The sequence below is a fragment of the Streptomyces sp. NRRL WC-3549 genome (assembly GCF_000721935.1).
Lineage (GTDB): Bacteria > Actinomycetota > Actinomycetes > Streptomycetales > Streptomycetaceae > Streptomyces.
In genome coordinates this window covers 92,117-96,286 of sequence record NZ_KL585383.1, presented here as the reverse complement: position 1 = coordinate 96,286, position 4,170 = coordinate 92,117, and the positions used below count along the sequence as shown (strand labels likewise).

Annotated in this window: 3 protein-coding genes; all 3 read left to right on the top strand. The window is 73.2% G+C overall.

Translation table 11 applies throughout. The features are described from left to right. Positions 1-205: 205 nt before the first annotated feature. Positions 206-2,365 carry a RecQ family ATP-dependent DNA helicase gene (locus IH13_RS0102615; RefSeq protein WP_031080688.1) on the top strand — a complete coding sequence of 720 codons (2,160 nt, stop codon included), beginning with the start codon at positions 206-208 and terminating at the stop codon, positions 2,363-2,365. A 253-nt stretch (positions 2,366-2,618) separates the two neighbouring features. Beyond that, positions 2,619-3,161: a DUF1707 SHOCT-like domain-containing protein gene (locus IH13_RS0102610; RefSeq protein WP_031080687.1), complete on the top strand. Its 543-nt coding sequence runs from the start codon at positions 2,619-2,621 to the stop codon at positions 3,159-3,161. Positions 3,162-3,270: 109 nt separating this feature from the next. Beyond that, positions 3,271-4,170, top strand: a 900-nt coding sequence (locus IH13_RS0102605; RefSeq protein ID WP_031080686.1) for a DUF4192 domain-containing protein, incomplete at its 3' end; no start/stop codon positions are given.

Genomic DNA, 4,170 nt, shown 5'->3' with positions numbered 1-4,170 from the left:
AACCCGGCTCCGGCGGCCCACCAGGGGCTCGCTCCGGGCCAGGCCGAACGCGCCAGGAAGTCCGCCGCGCCCCGCCTGGCCTGGGGAACGGGCGGGGGCACTGCCCCGGCCGCCCCGGGAGCGACGTGACCCGCTGACCGCCGTGAGTCGGTCGTCACGCGGGGTGAAGTCGTCGATTGTCGGTGCCATCGGGTTGCATGGGGGCATGGACAACCTGGAGTTCCGTACCGAAGCCGATGTGGTTCTCGCTGAGCTCGTCGGTGACCCGGGAGGCACGGCGCAGCTGCGGGAGGACCAGTGGCAGGCGGTGGCCGCCCTGGTGCAGGAGCGCCGACGCGCCCTGGTGGTGCAGCGCACCGGCTGGGGCAAGTCCGCGGTGTACTTCGTCGCCACCGCCCTGCTGCGCCGGCGTGGCGCCGGGCCGACAGTGATCATCTCGCCGCTGCTGGCGCTCATGCGCAACCAGGTCGAGTCGGCGGCGCGGGCCGGTATCCAGGCGCGCACCATCAACTCGGCCAACCCGGAGGAGTGGGACTCGATCTACGGGGAGGTCGAGCGGGGGGAGACCGACGTGCTCCTCGTCAGCCCCGAGCGGCTGAACTCCGTCGATTTCCGTGACCAGGTGCTGCCCCGGCTCGCGGCCACGACCGGTCTGCTGGTGGTCGACGAGGCACACTGCATCTCCGACTGGGGCCACGACTTCCGTCCCGACTACCGCCGGCTGCGGGCGATGCTGGCCGAGCTCCCCGCGGGGGTGCCGGTGCTGGCCACCACCGCGACCGCCAACGCGCGGGTCACCGCCGACGTGGCCGAGCAGTTGGGCACCGGAGCAGGTGAGGCGCTGGTGCTGCGGGGCCCGCTGGAGAGGGAGAGCCTGCGGCTGGGCGTGGTGCAGCTGCCGGACGCCGCGCACCGTCTGGCCTGGCTCGCCGAGCACCTGGACGAGCTGCCGGGCTCGGGGATCGTCTACACGCTCACCGTCGCCGCGGCCGAGGAGGCCACCGCCTTCCTGCGGCAGCGCGGTTTCCGGGTGGCCTCGTACACCGGCAAGACGGAGAACGCCGACCGCCTGCAGGCCGAGACCGACCTGCGGGAGAACCGGGTCAAGGCGCTGGTCGCGACATCGGCGCTGGGCATGGGGTACGACAAGCCGGACCTGGGGTTCGTGGTGCACCTGGGGTCGCCGTCCTCGCCGATCGCGTACTACCAGCAGGTGGGGCGTGCGGGACGTGGCGTGGCCCATGCCGATGTGCTGCTGCTCCCGGGCAAGGAGGACGAGGCGATCTGGCGTTACTTCGCCGATACCGCGTTCCCGCCCGAGGCGCAGGTCAGACAGACACTCTCGGCGCTCGCCGACGCGGGAAGGCCGTTGTCGGTTCCGGCTCTGGAGGCGGCGGTGGACCTCCGGCGCAGTCGGCTGGAGTCGATGCTGAAGGTGCTGGACGTCGACGGCGCGGTCAAGCGGGTGAAGGGCGGCTGGACGGCCACCGGGGCGGAGTGGGTCTACGAGGGCGAGCGTTACGCGTGGGTGGCGCGGCAGCGGGCTGCCGAACAGCAGGCCATGCGCGATTACGCGAGCACGTCCGGGTGCCGGATGGAGTTCCTGCGCCGGCAGCTGGACGACGAGGGTGCGGCCCCCTGCGGTCGCTGCGACAACTGCGTGGGTCCTTGGGCCGATTCGTCGGTCTCGGCGGAGACGCTGACGGGCGCCACGAAGGAACTGGACCGCCCCGGGGTGGAGGTCGAGCCGCGCCGCATGTGGCCGACGGGGATGCCCGCCCTGGGCGTCGACCTCAAGGGCCGTATCCCGGCCAAGGAGCAGTGCTCCACCGGGCGTGCGCTGGGGCGGCTCTCGGACATCGGCTGGGGCAACCGGCTGCGCCCGCTGCTGGCCGAGAACGCGCCGGACGGCCCCGTCCCCGACGATGTGCTGGAGGCGGCGGTGGCCGTCCTCGCCGACTGGGCGCGCTCCGCGGGGGGTTGGGCGACCGGCGCCCCGGACGCCTCGGCGCGGCCGGTAGGCGTCGTCGCCGTACCGTCCCTGACCCGCCCGCACCTCGTCGGGTCCCTCGCCCAGGGAATCGCGGCCGTCGGCCGCCTCCCCTTCCTGGGCACCCTCACGTACACCGGCCCGTCCGGCGCGCACGCGGCACGCCGCAGCAACTCCGCCCAACGCCTCAAGGCGCTGTCCGGGGCCTTCGCCGTCCCCGAGGAGCTGGCCGGGGCGTTGGCCGGAGCCCCCGGCCCCGTGCTGCTCGTGGACGACAGCACCGACTCGGGCTGGACCCTCGCGGTCGCCGCCCGCCTGCTCCGGCAGTCGGGCGCGGAGCGGGTTCTTCCCCTGGTCCTCGCCGCGGCAGGCTGACGGCCGCCCGTGCCCCTGCCCGCCGGCCCGGTGCCGGTCCCGCCGCCGGCGCGCCGGTACCGGGCGATCACGCCGGACCACACCTGGGGGCCGCCGGGCATGCATGGCGTCTTCGATGCCCCCACCACGCGGACCCGAGGAGGCGGGCCGGTCCTCGCTGCCATGGCGGGGAGCGAGCCGTCCTCCGTCGATCAGCGTGCCGCTCAAGCGAATTGACGGGTGTGCGTCGCTCGTGCGGCGCTAAAATAGGGCGGTGACCTCTCTGCCGGAAGACCCGTCGTCGCCAGTCGGTGACGATGCTCGTGACACGGCTGTGCGGCGTCTCCAGGAGGCGTACGCGGACGGGCACCTCTCGCACGAGGAGATGGACGAAGGGCTGGGCCAGGTGCTCGCCGCCAGGACGTACGGGGAGCTCGTGCCGGTCCTGTCCTCGCTGCCGGAGGAGAGGGCGGGCACCGCGTCCATGATCACCGCCGCCGGCGGACGGATCCGGCGGCGCGGCGCATGGCGGGTACCTCGAACGCTCACGATCGAGTCCGCCTTCGGGAGGGTGCACCTCGATCTGTCCCAGGCCGTTTTCGACCATCCGATGACCGATATCGAGCTACGTCTCGGGACGGGCCGGGCCAGGATCACGGTGCCTCGGGACGCGGTCGTGGACATCGATGACCTGCGCGCCGGATGGAAGGACACGCTGTACAAGGCGCAGCGGCGCCCCCGCCCCGGCGGGCAGAGGATCCGGATCTCGGGAACCATGGGGTTCGGACGGCTGAAGGTCCGCCACGCGCGGCGCTGACGTCCCTGCGGGCCACCATGGTTGACGGGCCGCCAGCGCACGTCCACCCCTGTGGACAACGTTATCCACAGGGGTCGCGGAAATCGGCGGTCCGCGGGACGGTCGTCCCATGGACAAGCACCCCGAATCCACCGAACCGACCGACGAGCAGCACATCACTCTGCGCGGCCCCGCCGAACTGGCCGACGCGCTCCCGTACCTGATGGGATTCCACCCCAACGACAGCGTGGTCATGGTGGCTCTGCACGGCGGCCGGGGCCGTTTCGGCGGGCGGCTGAGGCTGGGTATCCCCCCGGCACCGGCGGAGTGGGCACCCGTAGCCGAACAGCTCGCGCAGTGCCTCATCACGGGCAGCGAGCGGCGCGACTCGCGCCCCGACGCGATCGTCGTCTTCCTCTGCCAGGACCCCGCCGAGGGGGAGAGCCCCAACCAGGTCATGGAGCGCCTGCGGCCATTCGCCCAGAGTCTTCGCACGGCCTGCGGGGCACGCGACGTGCCCGTGCTCGAAGCCCTCTGCATCTCCGACGGCCGCTACTGGTCCTACTGCTGCCCGGACGAGCGGTGCTGCCCGGCGGAGGGCAATCCGCTGGCGTTGCCGGGCACCACGGTCATGGCCGCGGCGGCGGCCTACGCGGGCATCCGGGTGCGGGGCTCCCTGCGTGACATGGAGGAACAGCTCCTGCCACGGGCCGCACCGGAGGCACAGGCGCAGGAGCGGGCGCTGGACTCGGCGGGGGCGAGGCTGGTCTCCCGCATCCTCGACGTACAGGGGCGGCACCAAGTGGCCGAGGAGACCCTGGCACTCGCACGGACGCTGATCGAACGCCTCACGCAGGCGCAGGCGGCACGGCCGGGCGAGGCCGACGCGGACGACGACCGACGCATCGAAGCGGACGAGGCCGCCTCGGTCATTCTCGGCCTGCAGGACCGCGAGACCAGGGACCGGGCGGCGGAGTGGATGGAGGGCCGCGAGGCGGAGGGAGCCCTGCGGCTCTGGCGCGTGCTCGCC